Consider the following 18,179-nt stretch of genomic DNA (forward strand, 5'->3'; position numbering starts at 1 on the left):
CGGAATGCCGTCCAGCCATGCCGCTTCCACCGCGTTTTTCGGCTGGCGCTCGCCCGCGGCGGCCGTTAATCGATGAGGCATGACCAAGACAGACACCGTTCCCTCCTCCGCCGAGGCCCTGCGCTATCCCTGGGAGCAGCATCCCGGTGAGGACCAGGTCGTCGAGGTCGCGCCCGGCGTGCTGTGGCTGCGCCTGAAGCTGCCGTTCCGCCTCAACCATGTGAACATCTATCTGCTCGCCGACGGCGATGGCTGGGTCGCGGTGGACTCCGGCTTCGGCAACGAGGAGTCGATCGCCGCCTGGACGCGGCTGCTCGATGGCCCGCTGAAGCATGTGAAGATCACCCGGCTGATCGTCACGCATTCGCATCCCGACCATGTCGGCCTCGCCGGCTGGATCGTCGAGCGCTTCGCCTGCCCGCTGGTGATGTCGCAGGTCGAGTACCTGCAGTCGGTCTATCACCAGAACCGCGGCACAGAGGAGCGGCGCAACGCGCAGCGGCTGTTCTTCCGCCGTCACGGCATGGACGAGACCCTGACCGACAAGCTGCTCGGCCGCGGCCAGGAATATCTGCAGCGCGTCTCGGTGCTGCCGGCCTCTTACCGCCGCATCTCCCATGGCGACGAGATCCAGATCGGCAGCCGTCGCTTCAAGGTCATCACCGGCGGCGGGCACGCGCTCGACCAGGTCATGCTGTACTGCGCCGCCGACAAGCTGTTCCTGTCCGCCGACCAGGTGCTGAGCAAGATCTCGCCCAATGTCAGCGTCTGGGCGGTCGAGCCCGACCAGAACTCGCTCGGCGAGTATCTGGCGTCACTGGCGAGCCTCACCACCACCCTGCCCTATGACGTGCTGGTGCTGCCCGGGCATGGCGTGCCGTTCTACGGGCTGAAGACGCGCATCAAGCAGCTCGCCGACCACCATGAGGAGCGCTGCCGGATGATCGCGGACGCCTGCCGCGACGAGACCAAGACCTCGGCGCAGCTCGTACCGGTCGTGTTCCACAAGCACGTGCTCGATGCGCACCAGATGGGCTTCGCCGCCGGCGAGCTGATCGCGCATGTCAACTACATGCTGGTCGAGGGCCGCCTGACCGCCCGCGACGTCGACGGCGTCCTGCATTATCGCACCACCTGAGGCTGCGGGGCCGCAACGCCGCCGCGGCGCCGCAATCCCGGCGCCGTTCGGCCGAGATCAGCTCCCCCTTGGACAAATCGCCCAATTCCCGCCGCGGGATTCCGGCTCGACAGCCGCTCTGGAAACGCTCTAAGAAGACCTCACGCCACGCATGCCGCGAGGTTTTCGCTTCAGATGCTGCACTGCAGCGCGCCAGTTCGGGTTTCGTGATGGACTACAGCCAGTACTTCAGTGCCGCCCTCGGTCGCCTGCATGATGAGCGTCGCTACCGTGTCTTCGCCGATCTCGAACGCATCGCCGGCCGGTTCCCGCATGCGACCTGGCACTCGCCGAACGGACCGCGCAATGTCGTGATCTGGTGCTCTAACGACTATCTCGGCATGGGCCAGCACCCGAAGGTGGTCGGCGCGATGGTCGAGACCGCCACCCGCGTCGGCACCGGCGCCGGCGGCACCCGCAACATCGCCGGAACTCATCATCCCCTGGTGCAGCTGGAAGCCGAGCTCGCCGACCTCCATGGCAAGGAAGCGGCGCTGCTGTTCACGTCAGGCTATGTCTCCAACCAGACCGGCATCGCCACGCTCGCCAAGCTGATCCCGGATTGCCTGATCCTGTCGGACGCGCTGAACCACAATTCGATGATCGAGGGCGTGCGCCAGTCCGGCTGCGAGCGCCAGATCTGGCGCCACAACGATCTCGCCCATCTCGAGCAGCTGCTGATCGCCGCGGGCCCGAACCGGCCGAAGCTGATCGCCTGCGAGAGCCTGTATTCGATGGACGGCGACGTCGCGCCGTTGGCTGAGATCTGCGATCTCGCCGAGCGCTACAACGCGATGACCTATGTCGACGAGGTGCATGCGGTCGGCATGTACGGCCCGCGCGGCGGCGGCATCGCCGAGCGCGACGGCGTCATGCACCGCATCGACATCCTCGAAGGCACGCTGGCCAAGGCGTTCGGCTGCCTCGGCGGCTACATCGCCGCCAAGGGCGAGATCATCGATGCCGTGCGCTCCTACGCGCCGGGCTTCATCTTCACGACCGCGCTGCCGCCGCCAATCTGCTCGGCCGCCACGGCTGCGATCAAGCACCTGAAATCGTCGAGCTGGGAGCGTGAACGCCACCAGGACCGCGCCGCGCGGGTGAAGGCGGTCCTCCACGCCGCCGGCCTGCCGGTGATGACCAACGACACCCACATCGTGCCGCTGTTCGTCGGCGATCCCGAGAAGTGCAAGCAGGCCTCCGACCTGCTGCTGGAAGAGCACGGCATCTACATCCAGCCGATCAACTACCCCACGGTCGCCAAGGGCACCGAGCGCCTGCGCATCACGCCCTCGCCCTACCACGACGACGGCCTGATCGACCGCCTGGCCGAGGCCCTGCTGCAGGTCTGGGAACGCCTGGGACTCGCGCTGCACGAGAAGCCGCTGGCGGCGGAGTAGTTATTCGATTTGCTGTGGTGAGCCCGCGCACGTTCCCGCGACGGCGGTACGCTCCCCTCCCCCTTGCGGGGAGGGGAGCAGACCGGCCGGGCCGCGAGGACGTCGGCTCTCATCGACTGGGGCGGTGAGCGAAGGTGAGACGGAACAGGCCGGCGCTGCGGGAAGCAAGACCGATCGCGCTTAAGGACGCCCTCGTCATTCCCCGCGCGCCGGAGGGATAGCTATCGCCCCGCCTCCCCCAAAGCGCTAAGCTCGCGGCCAATTCCCGGGGCGGAGCGATCGAGGAGTTCGCGTAAACACCATGCTGCACGACTGGGGCGTGATCCTGGCCGCGTTCGGCTATATCGGGTTCCTGTTCCTGGTCGCCAGCCGCGGCAACCGGGCCGGTGAACGGCGGCCGTCACGGCTGGCCGGGCTGATCTACCCGCTGTCGCTCGCCATCTACTGCACGTCCTGGACCTTCTTCGGCTCGGTCGGCTTCGCCTCGCGCAACAGCGTCGACTTCCTCGCGATCTATCTCGGGCCGATCCTGATGGTCGGCGCCTGCACGCCGCTGCTGCGCCGAGTCATCCGCCTTGCGAAGTCGCAGAACATCACCTCGGTCGCCGACCTGATCGGCGCCCGCTACGGCAAGAGCCAGGCGGTGGCGGCGACCGTGGCGCTGATCGCGATCATCGGCTCGGTGCCCTACATCGCGCTACAGCTCAAGGCGGTGGCATCGTCGCTCGAGACCATCATGGTCGACGACCGCGCCTTCGCCCATATCCCGATCGTCGGCGACATGGCGCTGATGGTGACCTTGGCGATGGCGATCTTCGCGGTGCTGTTCGGCACCCGGCAGACCGACGCCACCGAGCACCAGCACGGGCTGATGCTGGCGGTCGCGACCGAGTCGATCATCAAGCTGGTCGCCTTCATCGCCGCCGGCGCCTTCGTCACCTTCGTGATGTTCTCGCCGGTCGAGCTGATCGAGCGGGCGATGAAATCGCCGGAGGCCGAGCGCGCGCTGGAATACGTGCCGGGCATCGGCAGCTTCCTGACCATGACCCTGCTGTCGTTCTGCGCCGCGATGCTGCTGCCGCGCCAGTTCCATGTCAGCGTGGTCGAGAACGCCGACGATGCCGAGGTGTCGCGCGCGCGCTGGCTGTTTCCGCTCTATCTCGTCGCGATCAATCTGTTCGTGATCCCGATCGCGCTCGCCGGCCTTATCACCTTCCCGTTCGGCGCCGTCGACAGCGACATGTATGTGCTGGCGCTGCCGATCGAGGCCAATTCGCAATGGCTGTCGGTGCTGGTCTTCGTCGGCGGATTGTCGGCGGCGACCGCGATGGTGATCGTCGAATGCGTCGCGCTGTCGATCATGGTCTGCAACGACATCGTCGTGCCGCTGGTGCTGCAGCGCCAGCAGGAGCAGCGCGAGATCGGCCGCGACTTCGCCGGCTTCCTGCTCGGCACCCGCCGCATCGCGATCTTCGCCATCATGGTGATGGCCTATTTCTACTATCGCGCGCTCGGTAACACCCAGCTCGCCGCGATCGGCCTGCTGTCGTTCGCCGCCATCGCGCAGCTCGCGCCGAGCTTCTTCGGCGGCCTGTTCTGGCGGCGCGCGACCGCGCGCGGCGCGATGGGCGGCATGCTGGTCGGCTTCGCCGTCTGGCTCTACACGCTGTTCATCCCGAGCTTCCTCGACACCTCGACCGCCGGCATCCTGTTTCTGCAGCACGGCCCGTTCGGGCTCGAGGCGCTGCGGCCGCAGGCGCTGCTCGGCACCGATTTGCCGCCGCTGCTGCATGGCGTGCTGTGGAGCCTGTCGCTCAATCTGCTCACCTACATCGTGCTGTCCCTGGCGCGGCAGCCGTCGTCGATCGAGCTGTTGCAGGCCGACATCTTCGTGCCGGCCGAGCTGACGCCGAGCGCGCCGAGCTTCCGCCGCTGGCGCTCGACCGTGACGGTGCAGGACATCCAGAGCACGGTCGGCCAATATCTCGGCCCTGACCGCGCCCGCGCCTCGTTCGAGGCCTTCGCCGCCCAGCGCAACTTGCCGCTCGATCCGGCCGCGCCGGCCGATTTCGAGCTGCTGCGCCATGCCGAGCATCTGATCGCCTCCTCGATCGGCGCGGCGTCGTCGCGCCTGGTGATGTCGCTGCTCCTGCGCAAGCGCACGGTGTCGGCCAAGGCCGCGCTCAAGCTGCTCGACGATTCCCATGCCGCGCTGCATTTCAACCGCGAGATCCTGCAGACCGCGCTGAACCATGTGCGCCAGGGCATCGCGGTGTTCGACGCCGATCTGCAATTGATCTGCTCCAACGGCCAGTTCGTCGACCTGCTCGGGCTGCCGCCGGATCTGGTGCAGATCGGCAGCCCGCTGAAGGAAATCCTCGAATTCATGGGCACGATCGGCGCGCCCACCTATGAGGACGGCGAGGCGCTGCTGGCGCGCCGGCTCGCCGCCTACACCACCGAGGGCGAGCCTTATCTGGAACGCCTCGCCGACCGCCACATGGTGATCGAGGTCCGCACCAACCGCATGCCGGGTGGCGGCCTCGTCATCACCTTCACCGACGTCACGCCCTCGTTCGAGGCCGCCGAGGCACTGGAGCGCGCCAATGCGACGCTGGAAAAACGCGTCCGCGACCGCACCGAGGAGCTGACGCGGCTGAACTCGGAGCTGGCGCTGGCCAAGAGCGCCGCCGAGGACGCCAACATCTCCAAGACGCGCTTCCTTGCGGCGGCCAGCCACGACATCCTGCAGCCGCTGAACGCGGCGCGGCTCTACGTGACGAGCCTCGTCGAGCGGCAGACGGCCGGCGAGGATTCGCGCCTGGTCGAGAACATCGACGACTCGCTGGAAGCGATCGAGGAGATCCTCGGCGCGCTGCTCGACATCTCCCGGCTCGATGCCGGCGCGATGACGCCCTCGGTGTCGAGCTTCAAGATGGCCGATTTGATGCGCTCGCTGGAGATCGAGTTCGCGCCCGCCGCGCGCGCCAAGGGTCTGGAGCTGGTGTTCGTGCCGTCGTCGCTGCCGGTCGAGTCCGACCGCCTGCTGCTGCGCCGGCTGCTGCAGAACTTCATCTCCAACGCCATCAAGTACACGCCCAAGGGCCGCGTGCTGGTCGGCTGCCGCCGCCACGGCCAGTCGCTGCAGATCGGCGTCTACGACACCGGCGTCGGCATTCCCCCGGTCAAGCGCGGCGAGATCTTCAAGGAATTTCACCGTCTCGAGCAGGGCGCGCGGATCGCGCGCGGCCTCGGCCTGGGGCTGTCGATCGTCGAGCGCATCGCGCGCGTGCTCAATCACGGCATCGCGCTGGACTCGCGGCCCGGCCGCGGCTCGGTGTTCTCGGTCACGGTGCCGATTGCGAAAGCGATCAACCACACTGCCGCCGTCACCAGCGCGACGCCGCTGGCGACGACGCCGATTGCGGGCGCCCTGATCGTCTGCATCGAGAACGATCCGGCGATCCTCGACGGCATGAAGACCCTGCTGACGGCGTGGGACGCCGAGGTGATCGCCGTGCCTGATCCGGAGTCCGCGATGGAGGCGATCGCGGCGCGCGATGGCGCCGTCACCGGCCTGCTCGTCGACTACCATCTCGACCGCGGCAACGGCATCGCCGCCATCCGCGACATCCGCCGCCGCTTCAACGAGGCACTGCCCGCGATCCTGATCACCGCCGACCGCAGCCCCCACGTCCGCGCCGCTGCCCGCGACGACAACGTCGCCGTGCTCAACAAGCCGCTGAAGCCGGCGTCGCTGCGGGCGTTGTTGGGACAGTGGCGGATCCAGCAGATGGTGGCGGCGGAGTAGGAACGCCGGTCGGCGAAACGGCCGCTCGGGCTACCGCACCTCCCGCGGTGGGCGCCCCGACACCCGGCTGAACACACGCGAGAACGCCGCGGCGCTGTCGTAGCCGACCTGCGAAGCGACGCTCTTGACGGACTTGCCCTTGGCAAGCAGCTGCCGCGCCAGCGTCATGCGCCAAGCCGTCAGATAGTCGATCGGCGTTCGGCCGACGCGCGCCCGGAACAGATCGGCGAAGCGCGTGCGCGACATGCCGGCGATATCGGCGAGATCCTCGAGGCTCCACGCCCGGCCCGGCGCGTCATGGATCGCGGTCAGCGCCTTCGCCAGGCGCGGGTCAGCGAGCCCGGCGAGCACGCCGCTCTCGACCGCGCCGCTGGCGACGACGTCGCGGACGATCAGGATCAGCAGATAGTCGAACAGCCGGTCCAGCGCCGCCTGCCGACCGCCGCCATCGGCAAACCCCTCGGCGACCAGCAGGTCGCAGACCGGCGTGAGCGTCGGATGCCCGGCGAGCGGCAGCACCACGAGCTCGGGCAGTCCCTCACCGATCGGATTGCCCTCGGCGCCGCCGAGCTCGACGGTCGCGCAAACGAGATCGGCACCACGCTCGGGATCGACGACGAAGCGATGCGTCCGTCCTCGCGGAAAGAACATCAGGGTCGGCTCGTGCAGTTTCAAGTCGTCTGCGCCCGGCTGGGTCAGGGTCAGCACGCCGGCCTTGAACAGGTGCAGATGGCCCTCCGGTCCGAATTCCACGGTGTTGCAAAGGTTGCCGGAGAAGAAGGTCCGAGCCCGCGGCGTGACATGGGCAAACAGCGCGGCAAAAGGGTCCATGGGACGATCTGCAATGTTTCTGGCACCTAAAGCCACACATAGTCCGGCATGGAGGGGGCGTGCAAGCCCGCACCTCACACCAAGGATGTTCCCATGCCCCGCATTGCTCCCGTCGACACCGTCAGCGCCGATGCCGGCGTCGTCGCCACGCTGTCCGCCGTGAAGGCCAAGATCGGCATGACGCCGAACCTGTTCTCGACGCTCGCGCAGTCGGGCGCCGCGCTGAACGGCTACATCGCCTTCTCCGATGCACTCGCCAAGGGCGCGCTCACCGCGAGGCAACGCGAGATCGTCGCGCTCGCGGTCGCCCAGGCCAATGGCTGCGAATATTGTCTCTCGGCCCATTCGCTGATGGGCAAGGGCGCAGGCCTCAGCCCGGACGGCCTCCGCAAGGCTCGCGAAGGCACCGCTGATGACGCCATCGACGCAGCCGTCGCCCGCCTCGCGCGCCGCGTCGTCGACACCAAGGGACAGGTCGCCGACGCCGACCTCGCCACGGCGCGCGCGGCGGGTCTCGACGATGGCCGGCTGATCGAGATCATCGCGAACGTCGCGATCAACGTGCTGACGAACTACGTCAACAACGCCGCGCACACCGACATCGACTTCCCGAAGGTCGCGCTCACCCTGCAGACGGCTGGGTAAGGAAGCCTCCCAGACGATCCATGCCGTCGCGCACTGCATCTGACAGCGTCTGTTGACGGAGCATCCTCGAACATGGCGCGGCGGCCGGGCGCAAACCCCGGCCGCTGTCGCTTGCGAGGGGCGCAGAACATCCTTTGAGGCAAGAACTAAGGTTCTCCCCTCGCGCCCATCCGCTCCACGAGATAGTCCACGAACACGCGCACGCGCGCGGGCATGTTGGGACCGCCGACGAACACGGCGTGGAAGACTTCCCTGTCGCCGGGATTGAACGCCTCGAGCAGCGGCACCAGCCGTCCCTCTGCGATCGCGTTGCCGAGGCTGAAATCGCCGACGCGGGCGATGCCGACGCCATCGAGCGCGAGCTGGCTGAGCGTGTCGCCGCTGTTGGCTTCGACGGCGCCGCGCAGCTTCAGCGCATAGTTGACGCCGTCGCGGCGGAACGGCCACACCGGCTCGGCGCGGCGGAAGCTGAAGTTCAGGCAGTTGTGGTTGGTGAGGTCTTCCGGAGTCTGCGGCACGCCCCAGCGCGCCAGATAGTCCGGCGAGGCGACGATGGTGCGGCCATTGTCGCCGAGGCGCCGCGCGGTGAGCGCGCTGTCGGCCAGCGGACCGCCGCGAATGGCGACGTCGGCCTGGCCCGCCGCCACATCGACGAGGCCGTCGCTGAGATTGATGTCGACGAGGATGTTCGGATAGCGCCGCACGAACTCGCCGAGCAACGGCACGATGCAGATGCGGCCGTGCGACAGCGCGGCGCTGACCCGGATGCGCCCGCGCGGCGCGCCCTGATCCGCGATCGCCTGCTCGGCCTCGTCGAGATCGGCGAGAATGCGGCGGGCGGCCGCGAGATAGGCCAGGCCCTCGGCGGTCAGCGTGAGCACGCGCGTGGACCGCAGCAGCAGCCGCGCGCCGAGCCGCGCCTCGATGCGGTCGAGCGTGCGGCTGACGGCCGACGGCGTCAGCCCGAGGCCCCGGCCCGCGGCCGAGAAGCTGCCGCTGTCGGCGACCGCGCAGAACACCTCGAGATCCCGGGCGCGGTCCGCGCTGGCCAGTACCATCTTTGCGTCCAGATCAAAAATCCTTGGCGTCACTACCCTCTAATACCGCGATTGGGGTTCGTCTAGCTTTGCGTGCATCAACACGATGCAACCTACGGAGACCGTCATGACCCTGCCCCGCCTGCTGCAAAACACCGCCCTCGCCGCCACCGCGCTCACGATGCTGACCAGCGCCGCCCTCGCCGACGCGACCGAGGCGCCCGGCAATTTCCCGAAGAGCTTCCGCAACCAGGAGATCCCGACCAACGGCACCACGCTCCACGTCCGCGTCGGCGGCACAGGACCCGCGGTGGTGCTGCTGCACGGCTATGGCGACACCGGCGACATGTGGGTGCCGCTCGCCGCCAAGCTCGCCGAGAACCACACCGTGATCGTGCCCGATTTGCGCGGCCTCGGCCTCTCCGCCCGCGCCGACAAGGGTTTCGAGAAGGCCAACCAGGCCGAGGACATCACCGGCGTCATGGACGCGCTGGGCGCGCGCACCGCCGAGGTCGTGGCCCACGACATCGGCAACATGGTCGCCTATGCGCTGGCAGCGCGGCATTCCGACCGCGTTACCAAGCTGGTGCTGATGGATGCGCCGGTGCCGGGCATCGGCCCGTGGGAGGAGATCCTCAAGAACCCGCTGCTGTGGCACTTCCGCTTCGGCGGCCCCGACATGGAGCGCCTGGTGGCGGGGCGCGAGCGCATCTATCTCGACCGCTTCTGGAACGAGTTCTCCGCCAACCCTGCGCATTTCCCGGAGGCCGCGCGCGTCCACTACGCGGAGCTCTATGCCGGCCCCGGGCGGATGCATGCCGGCTTCAGCCAGTTCGCCGCCTTCGATCAGGACGCCATCGACAACCGCGCCTGGCTCGCGGCCCATGGCAAGCTGACGATGCCGGTGCTGGCGATCGGCGGCGCGGCGTCCTTCGGCCCGACCATGGCGGTGGTGGCGCGGGCCGGCGCGAACAACGTGCAGGAGCAGGTCATCGAAGGCTCCGGCCATTGGCTGATGGAAGAGCAGCCCACCGCGACGGTCGCTGCGATCGACGCCTTCCTCACCGGGCAGCCGGCCGCCACGCCGTCGTCGCGCTGATCCTCGCGCAACTGATCCAACGCAGCAGAAGGCGCCGATCATGTCGACCCACGCTCTCGATGATGCGATCGGCGCGGCCAACGCCGCGCAAAAGCCTGCGGTCATCTTCATCCACGGCCTGTGGCTGAAACCCAGCTCGTGGGACCGTTGGGTCGAGATGTTCGCCGCCGCGGGCTATGCCGCGCTGGCGCCCGGCTGGCCGGCGGAGGTGGGCGGTGCCGCCGCCCCCGAGACCATTGGCGAAGTGGCGGCCCACTTCGCCGCGATCGCGGGCGCGCTCGACCGGCGCCCCGCCGTGATCGGCCATTCCTTCGGCGGCCTGATCGCGCAGATCCTCGCCGGCCGCGGGCTGTCGGCGGCGACGGTCGCGATCGATCCGGCGCCATTCCGCGGCGTGCTGCCGCTGCCCGTCTCGGCGCTGCGCTCCGCCTGGCCGGTCCTGCAGAACCCGCTCAATGCCAACCGCAACGTCAGTCTTACCCCCGAACAATTCCGCTACGCGTTTGCGAACTCCGTGCCGGAAGCCGAGAGCGACGCATTATACGAAACCTACCAGGCGCCTGCCCCGGGCCGACCGATCTTCCAGGCCGCGGCCGCCAACCTCAATCCCTGGACCGAGGCCCACGTCGACAGCGAGGCCGTCGAACGCGGCCCGCTGCTGATCATCTCCGGCGAGCACGACCACACCGTGCCGCCCTCGGTCGCCCGCGCCGCCTACGATCGGCAGAAGCGCAACCAGCACGCCGTCACCGAATTCGCCCAATTCCCGCAACGCGGCCACTCGCTGACAATCGACAGCGGCTGGCGCGAGGTGGCGGAAACGGCGCGGGGGTTTGTGGGGCGGTTTCTTTAGCGTTCGGCCACTCCGTACTTTAGCGGGGGTCCACTCGACGACTACGATCTTGAGAGGGCCGGAGGAGGAACTGGCTCGAAAAACGGCGGGTTTGACCGAGTTGAAGCGAAGTCGGCGACCCAAACGCAGATCGCGGCAGTTGACACAGCCCATGGTTGAACCTTACCAGACAAAGCCTAGAAAGTTAGTTGATCCTAGATTTGAAATTTCCCGATTGGATTTGGTTTGGTGGGGCGATTTCTTTTCGTCTTGATTGTGCTTACGGGCACGCTCCTCAACGCGCAGTCACGCCCTATAGGGACTATCGGTCGGAGCGGCCCCCTTCCGCTTGCGTGCGACCAGAACATTATTGCGTTCGGAGGAAACATACGAATTACTCTTCCCGCGGCGACTGGCATCGAAGATGGATGCGATATCGTTCTCGTCAACGAAGAGTCCGATGCCGGCAAGCTCTTGATCGACTTCCCACAAGACATCAACCCACGGCTTTATCCAAACCAGTCGGTCGGAATAACAAGCTACAAAGGTCGTTGGATTTCGACGCGCAAGCCCGGTCGATACAAAGTTCCGAATGGAAGTTTGAAGATCCTCGTCGATAATGACGGCGATGATGGCAACGACGGCATCAGCAGGCCAGTGAAGTATCTCGCCACCGCCGTTCAGCTGATCCAGCAGGACCTCGACACCCGCCAATCGCTCGTAACGATCGCGCCGACCATCGGCCAAACCTTCAAAGATGACGCGGTTGCCATTAGTGGGCAGCCCCTGGGCAGCAATTTGATCGCGCTATCTCCGAACGGAAACGGAACGATAAAGCTGGTGCATGCAGCGACGTGCATTACGGCAGGCGACAATGGCGAGCTGTTTCTATGGGCGGATCAATTTGGGCCGCAGGGGCAGATCGAGATGCACTGCAATAGGGACAACAACCCGAATACACCGCAAATGCTCGCACACAACAACGGAGTTTTCGACGGCTCAGGAAAGCTCGTCTTTCACGGATCTGGCGACAAGGATATCGCTATTTCGTTTGACGGTCCAACGGCAGGCTCGTCCTTCAATGGCGGAATCCAAGTCGCCGGTCATTTCGATATCGTCTGGCGCATGGAGCAAGGCGGAGGGCGGTTTACGCTAGGCTGCAGCTCTCAAGGATGCGCCAGCATAGAGCCGATAGCGGACGAGTCGGGCGACATGCCGAGCATCAACCGATTGTTTATGGTCATCGGGAGCGAACAGCTACGTATCGGTAATTGCCCCAGGAGGGATGGCTATCGCAAGGTGGGCCCATCCATTGTCGGAGGCAACGGCCTGCTCGTGAAGTTCGGCTGCTTTATCCCGGGTACGCGCGACGGCGTGCCACTGATGACGCAGAACGGAAAAGTGTACGACTCAGCTTACTGACTACCCAAAGACCTCAAAATCAGGGGGGCTAGCTGTTGGCGCGCCAACCAGACCGAGGCGAATGGGCGGAGGTGAACCGTATCAGCCGTGATCAGCCCTTCGCGACGGTTATCTCCGAGGAAAGCAAGGCACCCCTCTGCGCTACAGAACGCTTGCATTTCGTCCACGAAGTCGAAGGGCTCGTCGCGCTTCAGCTGCGATTGAAACTTTTTGGTGAACGACATCAACTCGTCATCGAGGTGACCCGGTATATACCGCGGGGTCGACTTCCAATACTCATCCAGAATGATCTTGTGCAGAAAGCGCTTCCAATGCGGCCGCTGACCAAGCACGAGCACCTTCTTGACGCCATACCCCTTCACCATCATCGAAAACTTGCGGATGTACTCGATGTCGAACGAGTTGTTCGATGAGAGCAACAGAACATCGGGCGGATCGATCTCGATCCGACGCAGCGCAAAGTAGTTCGCCATGTTACAGTGGTGAGTTTCTATGATGTGCTCGATAATTGGACTGACCTGGCAGCCAGAACTGTGGATCAGCAGCACCGAGACATCTTTCGGAAGAACTTCATTGAGCCCGTAATATAGGTCCGCAGCATTAGAATCCCCGATAATGAGCACACTCTTGTCGGAGTGCCGCATATAGCAACTGGGATCGATGGCCTTTCTTGGCGCGAGCGTGGGGACCGGACTATCCCAGGCGTAAAAGTTACATCGGTTCTGCATGATATCCTGAGCCTCAGCCTGGATCAGCGGCGACCCGCCATAAAAATACGCCGCATATTCACGCTTGTCCTCGTCGTTGATCCGGCCCGGGAAACCCTGCATCGCGACATCGAGGAGCCCAAATGCGCCGATGGCGATCATCGCCATTGCGAGCCCTGGCACCATCCAGACCCGCCGCTCGCCAGACCGTATGGGCTTCTCGAGAAACTGATAGGTGCCCCACGCGAGCCCGACTGACGCACCGACCAACAACGTGATGACGGCCTGCGGGGGCGGCGAGGCTCCATAGTGGATGCGCGCGAAAGTCAGCAGCGGCCAGTGCCACAGATACAATGGATAGCTGATCAGACCAATCCAGACCATGACTGGATTTGAGAGGAGCACCCGGTTGAGCCAAGCCCCCGGCCCAGCGAGGATGACCAGGTAGCTTCCAAGAACCGGCATCAGCGCCCACCAGCCCGGAAACTCTTGTCGGCGCGTGATCATGAGGACTGACGCACCAATCAGCGCGATAGCCACGACCGAAACGAAGTCGCGGTAGAACTTTCTCTCATCCACTCCGCCGCGTTCGAAGAGAACGGACGTTATCACCGTTGCGAGGCCATTTTCGATCCACAGCGCCGCCCGCGGCGTCGAAAATGCCAGATAGGCTAGAATGCTGCCCGTCGCCAGCTCCCAGAAGCGGGCGCCAGGGGAATAGAATGCAGCAACGGGGTTGGATGGCGTAGCCTTGATGTTGAAGACGAATGAAGCTGCGAACATTGCGACGAAAACCGTGAACAGGTTCAGGCGCAGCCGCCAGGCAATCCAGATCAGCGCCGGCCACACGAGATAGAACTGCTCCTCGATGCCAAGCGACCAGAGATGCAGCAGGATTTTGGTGTCTGCCGCGACGTCGAAATAGTTGGCTTCCTGCCACAGAGCAAAGTTGGAAACAAAGCCCGCGCCAGCGGCCACATGCTTACCGAGCAGACGGAAATCGTCTGGCAGTAGCAGAAGCGCGCCCGCTGCTAACGATGCGGTTAGCACGAGCGCGAGCGCGGGAAATATCCGTTTGATCCGCCGGGCGTAGAAGACCTGAAAGCTGAATGTGCCACTTTCCAGCCCGCCGAGAATAATTGATGTGATAAGGAAGCCCGATATCACGAAGAAGATGTCGACACCGACAAAGCCGCTTCGGAGCGTGCCAGGGAAGGCGTGAAAGGCGACCACGGAGAGAACGGCGACAGCTCTCAATCCGTCGATGTCTGGCCGGTAGAGAGGCCCATGGACGGCGTCCCTGGCGTGGCGCACCTCGGCTGGTGAATGCATAACGACCCGCTCTCTTCCGCACGCGCCCAAATACTTCCGGCGCGAGCAAACTCATTAATCTGCAATTTTTTGGCGATCAAACCCGAAATGGTGACGTAAGCTCAAACGCCGCTGACATTTTCATGTCCCCTTTTGCACCCAGTCCTGTGGACCTCGGTCAGTTATTCCTCCTCTACGTCTGCCTCCGTTGTCCCCAGCGACGGCCGTTTGCCGTCAGCCGATGCTCGGATCAAACCCACCAGCGCGTCTCGGCAGAGCCACCGGCTGCTCGCAGCTTGAGCGCGATCAAGGACCGCGCGCGTTCGCTGGCTCCAAGAGTCCTCGGAACTCCAGTCCTGTTCAGCTATCGATTCAGATCGACAAATTCACAGCCCGTCGAATCTTATTTCTTTTTCCCAGAAATCATGATACATGTTGCGCCATCCCGTGCCCGCCATGAGGGGCGCTTCGCGATCGTCACGAACGTGGGGCGCGGGATGCGGTGGGCGCGTCGGGTCGCAGCGGGCTTAGGTCTCGCGGACGAACGATCCGGTGCGCACGGTCAAGCCGTGTGGTCCTGGCATCCCGGTGCTGATGCCAAGTCCGTGACGACGATGTTGCGGATGACGGGGGCAAGAACGCCGGTCCCCGGGGAGAGCTCGGAGCAGCCGTCAAAACCATCGCGCAGGGAGGGCCGGGCGTGTTCGGCCAGACCTGTGGTGACTGCCGCCTGCTTTTTTTCTGCAGGCGGGCCACGGGCGCGGCCGGCGCCCGGCCTTCCCTGCGCCCTCTGCTTTCGAGAGGGCGAAAGATCAGCAAAGCTCGGACGCCGATGGCGCCGCGAGGCTGAGAAGGTGTGTCGCGAAAGGAGATCCGAAGTTGAACGCAGTCGTTCAATGCGTGACCACGGATGGTCCGACACGATCGGCCGACGCTGCGCACCGAGCCGGAGCGCAATCGTACAATCCTCATTGTCGTCATGGCCGGGCTTGTCCCGGCCATCCACGCATTTCGGCGCACGATGCGCGACGTGGATGCGCGGGACAAGCCCGCGCATGACGAGCAAACCAATTGAAAGCTCGTTTGGCAATCACACGTGGCCGCCGCACAGCAGCCTGCCCGGGGTGACGCTACCTAGCGCGATGCGACCGTCACTTCCCCGTCGGCACGTCCTGCCGCCACGCACTCCCCGCGATCTTCGCCGCGGCGATCACCGCCTGGGTCCGGCTCTCGACGCCGAGCTTCTGCAGGATGGCCGAGACATGTGCCTTGATGGTCGCCTCGGAGACGCCGAGCTCGTAGGCGATCTGCTTGTTGAGCAGGCCCTGCGACAGCATCATCAGCACGCGCACCTGCTGCGGGGTCAAGGTGACCAGGCGGTCGCGCAGCCTGGTCATTTCAGGATCGGCGCCGGCGGCCAGGTCGGTGTCGGGCGGCACCCAGACCTCGCCGTCCATCACCTTCTTGATGGCATCGCGCAAGGTGTCGACGCCGAACCGCTTCGGGATGAAGCCGGAGGCGCCGAAATCGAGCGAGCGGCGGATCGTCGCGCCGTCGTCGCTCGCCGACACGATGACGACCGGGATCGCCGGATATTGCGCGCGCAGATAGATCAGGCCCGAGAAGCCGGAGATGCCGGGCATGGTGAGGTCGAGCAGCACCAGATCGACCTCGGAATCCTTTTCCAGCAAAGCGGTGAGGTCCTCGAACGAGCCGGCCTCGTCGACCACGGCCTCCGCGAGCACGCTCGCGACTGCCTGCCGCAAGGCATTGCGGAACAACGGGTGATCATCGGCAATGACGAGATGAGTGCTGGCAGCCGCCATGAATCCAGACTTGACCTTGCGAGACCGACGACATGCTGCAACTGCACGCGCCCGGTTTTCCGTAAAATACTCGCCCGGCCACCGGTTGCATGCAAGCGTGCAATTCCACTTGCAGGGAAGGCGGTTAATCCGAACCTTGTGCAACGCAACATCGATAGCGCGACGGCCGCTCAGCGAACTTGATCCGCCGCAATGTCCCCATCTTTCCCGCGCGCCGCAGAGGGCAGAGCCGAAAGTCGTATTGGGGCGGGTTTCACTGCAATGTTACTGAAGAGCAAGGTCTCCGCGACCTGCGCCGTCCAAGTCCGGCATGCGGAGGCGAAAGCCATCATCACAACAATCATGGGGAGCGAATGCCGATGTCAACAATGGTAGCCACACAAGCGAGAGCTGGAGGCATGACGAAGGACGAACGCTTCGTCATTCTGGCCTCCTCTCTCGGCACCGTCTTCGAGTGGTACGACTTCTATCTCTACGGGTCGCTGGCCTCGATCATCGGCGCGCAGTTCTTCAGCGACTATCCGCCGGCCACCCGCGACATTTTCGCACTGCTCGCCTTCGCCGCCGGCTTCCTGGTGCGTCCGTTCGGCGCCATCGTGTTCGGCCGCATCGGCGACATCGTCGGCCGCAAATACACCTTCCTGGTCACGATCCTGATCATGGGCCTGTCGACCTTCATCGTCGGCCTGCTGCCGAACGCCGCGACCATCGGCTTCGCGGCGCCGGTGATCCTGATCGGCCTGCGCCTGCTGCAGGGCCTCGCGCTCGGCGGCGAGTATGGCGGTGCCGCAACCTATGTCGCCGAGCACGCCCCGATGGGCAAGCGCGGCTACTACACATCCTTCATCCAGACGACGGCGACGATGGGCCTGTTCCTGTCGCTGCTGGTCATCCTGTTCACCCGCACCATCATCGGCGAGGCCGACTTCGCCAAATGGGGCTGGCGCATTCCGTTCCTGGTCTCGGTGCTGCTGCTTGGCGTCTCCGTCTGGATCCGTCTGCGCCTGAACGAATCGCCCGTGTTCCAGAAGATGAAGGACGAGGGCAAGAGCTCGAAGGCGCCGCTGACGGAAGCGTTCGCGAACTGGGGCAACGCCAAGATCGTGTTGCTGGCGCTGATCGGCGCCACGATGGGCCAGGGCGTGGTCTGGTACACCGGCCAGTTCTACGCGCTGTTCTTCCTGCAATCGATCCTGAAGGTCGACGGCTACACCGCCAACCTGCTGATCGCCTGGTCGCTGCTGCTCGGCACCGGCTTCTTCATCGTGTTCGGCATGCTGTCCGACAAGATCGGCCGCAAGCCGATCATCATGGGCGGCTGTCTGATCGCGGCGCTGACCTTCTTCCCGATCTTCAAGATGATCACCACCAACGCCAACCCGGCGCTGGAGAAGGCGATCGAGGCGACGAAGGTGGAAGTGGTGGCTGATCCCGCCGGCTGCGGCGATCTGTTCAACCCGGTCGGCACCCGCGTCTTCACCGCGCCTTGCGACACCGCCCGCGCCTTCCTGGCCCAGTCCTCGGTCAAGTACTCGACCGTTTATGGTCCGGCCGGCTCCGGCGTGAAGGTCACCTTCAACGGAAAGGAAGTGCCCTACACCGATGCGAAGACCAGCAACCCGGCGCTGACGGCCGCGATCGGCCAGGCCGGCTATCCGAAGGCGGGTGATCCGTCGATCGTGAAGATGGCGCATCCGTTCGACGTCTTCCGTCCGCAGGTCGCCGCGATCATCGGCCTGCTGTTCATCCTGGTGATCTTCGTCACCATGGTGTACGGCCCGATCGCCGCGATGCTGGTCGAGCTGTTCCCGACCAAGATCCGCTACACCTCGATGTCGCTGCCCTACCACATCGGCAACGGCTGGTTCGGCGGCCTGCTGCCGGCAACCGCCTTCGCGATCGTGGCCTCGACCGGCGACATCTATGCCGGCCTGTGGTACCCGATCTTCTTCGCGGTGATCACGGCGGTCGTCGGCTTCCTGTTCCTGCCGGAGACCAAGGACGTCGACATCCAGCAGCACTGATCAGGACGCGGGCGGCGACCCCGCCCGCATCTCCTCCGAGCGAACGGCCGCGGATCA

The 18,179-nt window shown here is 65.2% G+C and carries 13 protein-coding genes; 9 read left to right on the forward strand and 4 right to left on the reverse strand.

Annotated features, from left to right (window positions below):
- Positions 1-79 precede the first annotated feature (79 nt).
- The 3 genes from QW845_RS10490 to QW845_RS10500 all read left to right on the forward strand — a co-directional run bounded on the left by QW845_RS10490 (position 80) and on the right by QW845_RS10500 (position 6,388).
- The gene (locus QW845_RS10490) at positions 80-1,138 is read left to right on the forward strand and encodes an MBL fold metallo-hydrolase (protein ID WP_315801513.1); all 1,059 of its coding nucleotides are present in this window, start codon (positions 80-82) and stop codon (positions 1,136-1,138) included.
- A gap of 209 nt (positions 1,139-1,347) precedes the next feature.
- Complete coding sequence (gene hemA, locus QW845_RS10495; RefSeq protein ID WP_315801514.1) at positions 1,348-2,577, forward strand: 5-aminolevulinate synthase; 1,230 nt, start codon at positions 1,348-1,350, stop codon at positions 2,575-2,577.
- Positions 2,578-2,878: 301 nt separating this feature from the next.
- A complete protein-coding gene (locus QW845_RS10500; protein WP_315801515.1) occupies positions 2,879-6,388 on the forward strand; it encodes a PAS domain-containing hybrid sensor histidine kinase/response regulator in 3,510 nt (1,169 codons plus the stop codon).
- Positions 6,389-6,418: 30 nt separating this feature from the next.
- On the opposite strand, the gene QW845_RS10505 is transcribed toward QW845_RS10500, so the two are convergent.
- Entirely contained in the window at positions 6,419-7,219 is an 801-nt protein-coding gene (locus QW845_RS10505) for an AraC family transcriptional regulator (RefSeq protein WP_315801516.1), read from the reverse strand.
- Between the two features lie 93 nt (positions 7,220-7,312).
- Between QW845_RS10505 and QW845_RS10510 the strand changes: the two genes are divergently transcribed.
- The gene (locus QW845_RS10510; protein ID WP_315801517.1) at positions 7,313-7,864 is read left to right on the forward strand and encodes a carboxymuconolactone decarboxylase family protein; all 552 of its coding nucleotides are present in this window, start codon (positions 7,313-7,315) and stop codon (positions 7,862-7,864) included.
- Positions 7,865-8,010: 146 nt separating this feature from the next.
- Here the strand turns inward: QW845_RS10510 and QW845_RS10515 are convergent, their stop codons facing one another.
- Positions 8,011-8,922: a LysR family transcriptional regulator gene (locus QW845_RS10515; RefSeq protein WP_315801518.1), complete on the reverse strand. Its 912-nt coding sequence runs from the start codon at positions 8,920-8,922 to the stop codon at positions 8,011-8,013.
- 106 nt (positions 8,923-9,028) lie between these two features.
- Between QW845_RS10515 and QW845_RS10520 the strand changes: the two genes are divergently transcribed.
- The 3 genes from QW845_RS10520 (at position 9,029) to QW845_RS10530 (ending at position 12,254) form a co-directional block, all read left to right on the forward strand.
- Positions 9,029-10,000: an alpha/beta hydrolase gene (locus QW845_RS10520; protein ID WP_315801519.1), complete on the forward strand. Its 972-nt coding sequence runs from the start codon at positions 9,029-9,031 to the stop codon at positions 9,998-10,000.
- A 40-nt stretch (positions 10,001-10,040) separates the two neighbouring features.
- Positions 10,041-10,853, forward strand: coding sequence for an alpha/beta hydrolase (locus QW845_RS10525; RefSeq protein ID WP_315801520.1), 813 nt, complete (start codon positions 10,041-10,043; stop codon positions 10,851-10,853).
- A gap of 228 nt (positions 10,854-11,081) precedes the next feature.
- Positions 11,082-12,254 carry a hypothetical protein gene (locus tag QW845_RS10530; RefSeq protein WP_315801521.1) on the forward strand — a complete coding sequence of 391 codons (1,173 nt, stop codon included), beginning with the start codon at positions 11,082-11,084 and terminating at the stop codon, positions 12,252-12,254.
- Here the strand turns inward: QW845_RS10530 and QW845_RS10535 are convergent.
- Entirely contained in the window at positions 12,248-14,293 is a 2,046-nt protein-coding gene (locus QW845_RS10535; RefSeq protein WP_315801522.1) for an acyltransferase family protein, read from the reverse strand. The two genes, QW845_RS10530 and QW845_RS10535, sit on opposite strands and share 7 nt — an antisense overlap.
- Before the next feature lie 889 nt (positions 14,294-15,182).
- Between QW845_RS10535 and QW845_RS10540 the strand changes: the two genes are divergently transcribed.
- Entirely contained in the window at positions 15,183-15,347 is a 165-nt protein-coding gene (locus QW845_RS10540) for a hypothetical protein (protein WP_315801523.1), read from the forward strand.
- Between the two features lie 76 nt (positions 15,348-15,423).
- On the opposite strand, the gene QW845_RS10545 is transcribed toward QW845_RS10540, so the two are convergent.
- On the reverse strand, positions 15,424-16,098 hold the full coding sequence (locus QW845_RS10545) for a response regulator transcription factor (protein ID WP_315801524.1): 675 nt from the start codon (positions 16,096-16,098) through the stop codon (positions 15,424-15,426).
- A gap of 353 nt (positions 16,099-16,451) precedes the next feature.
- Between QW845_RS10545 and QW845_RS10550 the strand changes: the two genes are divergently transcribed.
- Positions 16,452-18,122, forward strand: a complete 1,671-nt coding sequence (locus tag QW845_RS10550) for an MFS transporter (protein ID WP_315801525.1) — start codon at positions 16,452-16,454, stop codon at positions 18,120-18,122.
- Positions 18,123-18,179: the final 57 nt, after the last annotated feature.

Origin of the sequence: Bradyrhizobium sp. SZCCHNS3002 (genome assembly GCF_032377435.1) — a bacterium.
In the GTDB taxonomy this organism is placed as follows: Bacteria; Pseudomonadota; Alphaproteobacteria; order Rhizobiales; family Xanthobacteraceae; genus Bradyrhizobium.

Bases quoted from the DNA above. Each gene is read 5' to 3' on its own strand.
- QW845_RS10490 (WP_315801513.1), top strand. From the start codon at position 80: ATGACCAAGACAGACACCGTTCCCTCCTCCGCCGAGGCCCTGCGCTAT.
- hemA (WP_315801514.1), top strand. From the start codon at position 1,348: ATGGACTACAGCCAGTACTTCAGTGCCGCCCTCGGTCGCCTGCATGAT.
- QW845_RS10500 (WP_315801515.1), top strand. From the start codon at position 2,879: ATGCTGCACGACTGGGGCGTGATCCTGGCCGCGTTCGGCTATATCGGG.
- QW845_RS10505 (WP_315801516.1), bottom strand. From the start codon at position 7,219: ATGGACCCTTTTGCCGCGCTGTTTGCCCATGTCACGCCGCGGGCTCGG.
- QW845_RS10510 (WP_315801517.1), top strand. From the start codon at position 7,313: ATGCCCCGCATTGCTCCCGTCGACACCGTCAGCGCCGATGCCGGCGTC.
- QW845_RS10515 (WP_315801518.1), bottom strand. From the start codon at position 8,922: ATGGTACTGGCCAGCGCGGACCGCGCCCGGGATCTCGAGGTGTTCTGC.
- QW845_RS10520 (WP_315801519.1), top strand. From the start codon at position 9,029: ATGACCCTGCCCCGCCTGCTGCAAAACACCGCCCTCGCCGCCACCGCG.
- QW845_RS10525 (WP_315801520.1), top strand. From the start codon at position 10,041: ATGTCGACCCACGCTCTCGATGATGCGATCGGCGCGGCCAACGCCGCG.
- QW845_RS10535 (WP_315801522.1), bottom strand. From the start codon at position 14,293: ATGCATTCACCAGCCGAGGTGCGCCACGCCAGGGACGCCGTCCATGGG.
- QW845_RS10540 (WP_315801523.1), top strand. From the start codon at position 15,183: ATGGTCCGACACGATCGGCCGACGCTGCGCACCGAGCCGGAGCGCAAT.
- QW845_RS10545 (WP_315801524.1), bottom strand. From the start codon at position 16,098: ATGGCGGCTGCCAGCACTCATCTCGTCATTGCCGATGATCACCCGTTG.
- QW845_RS10550 (WP_315801525.1), top strand. From the start codon at position 16,452: ATGCCGATGTCAACAATGGTAGCCACACAAGCGAGAGCTGGAGGCATG.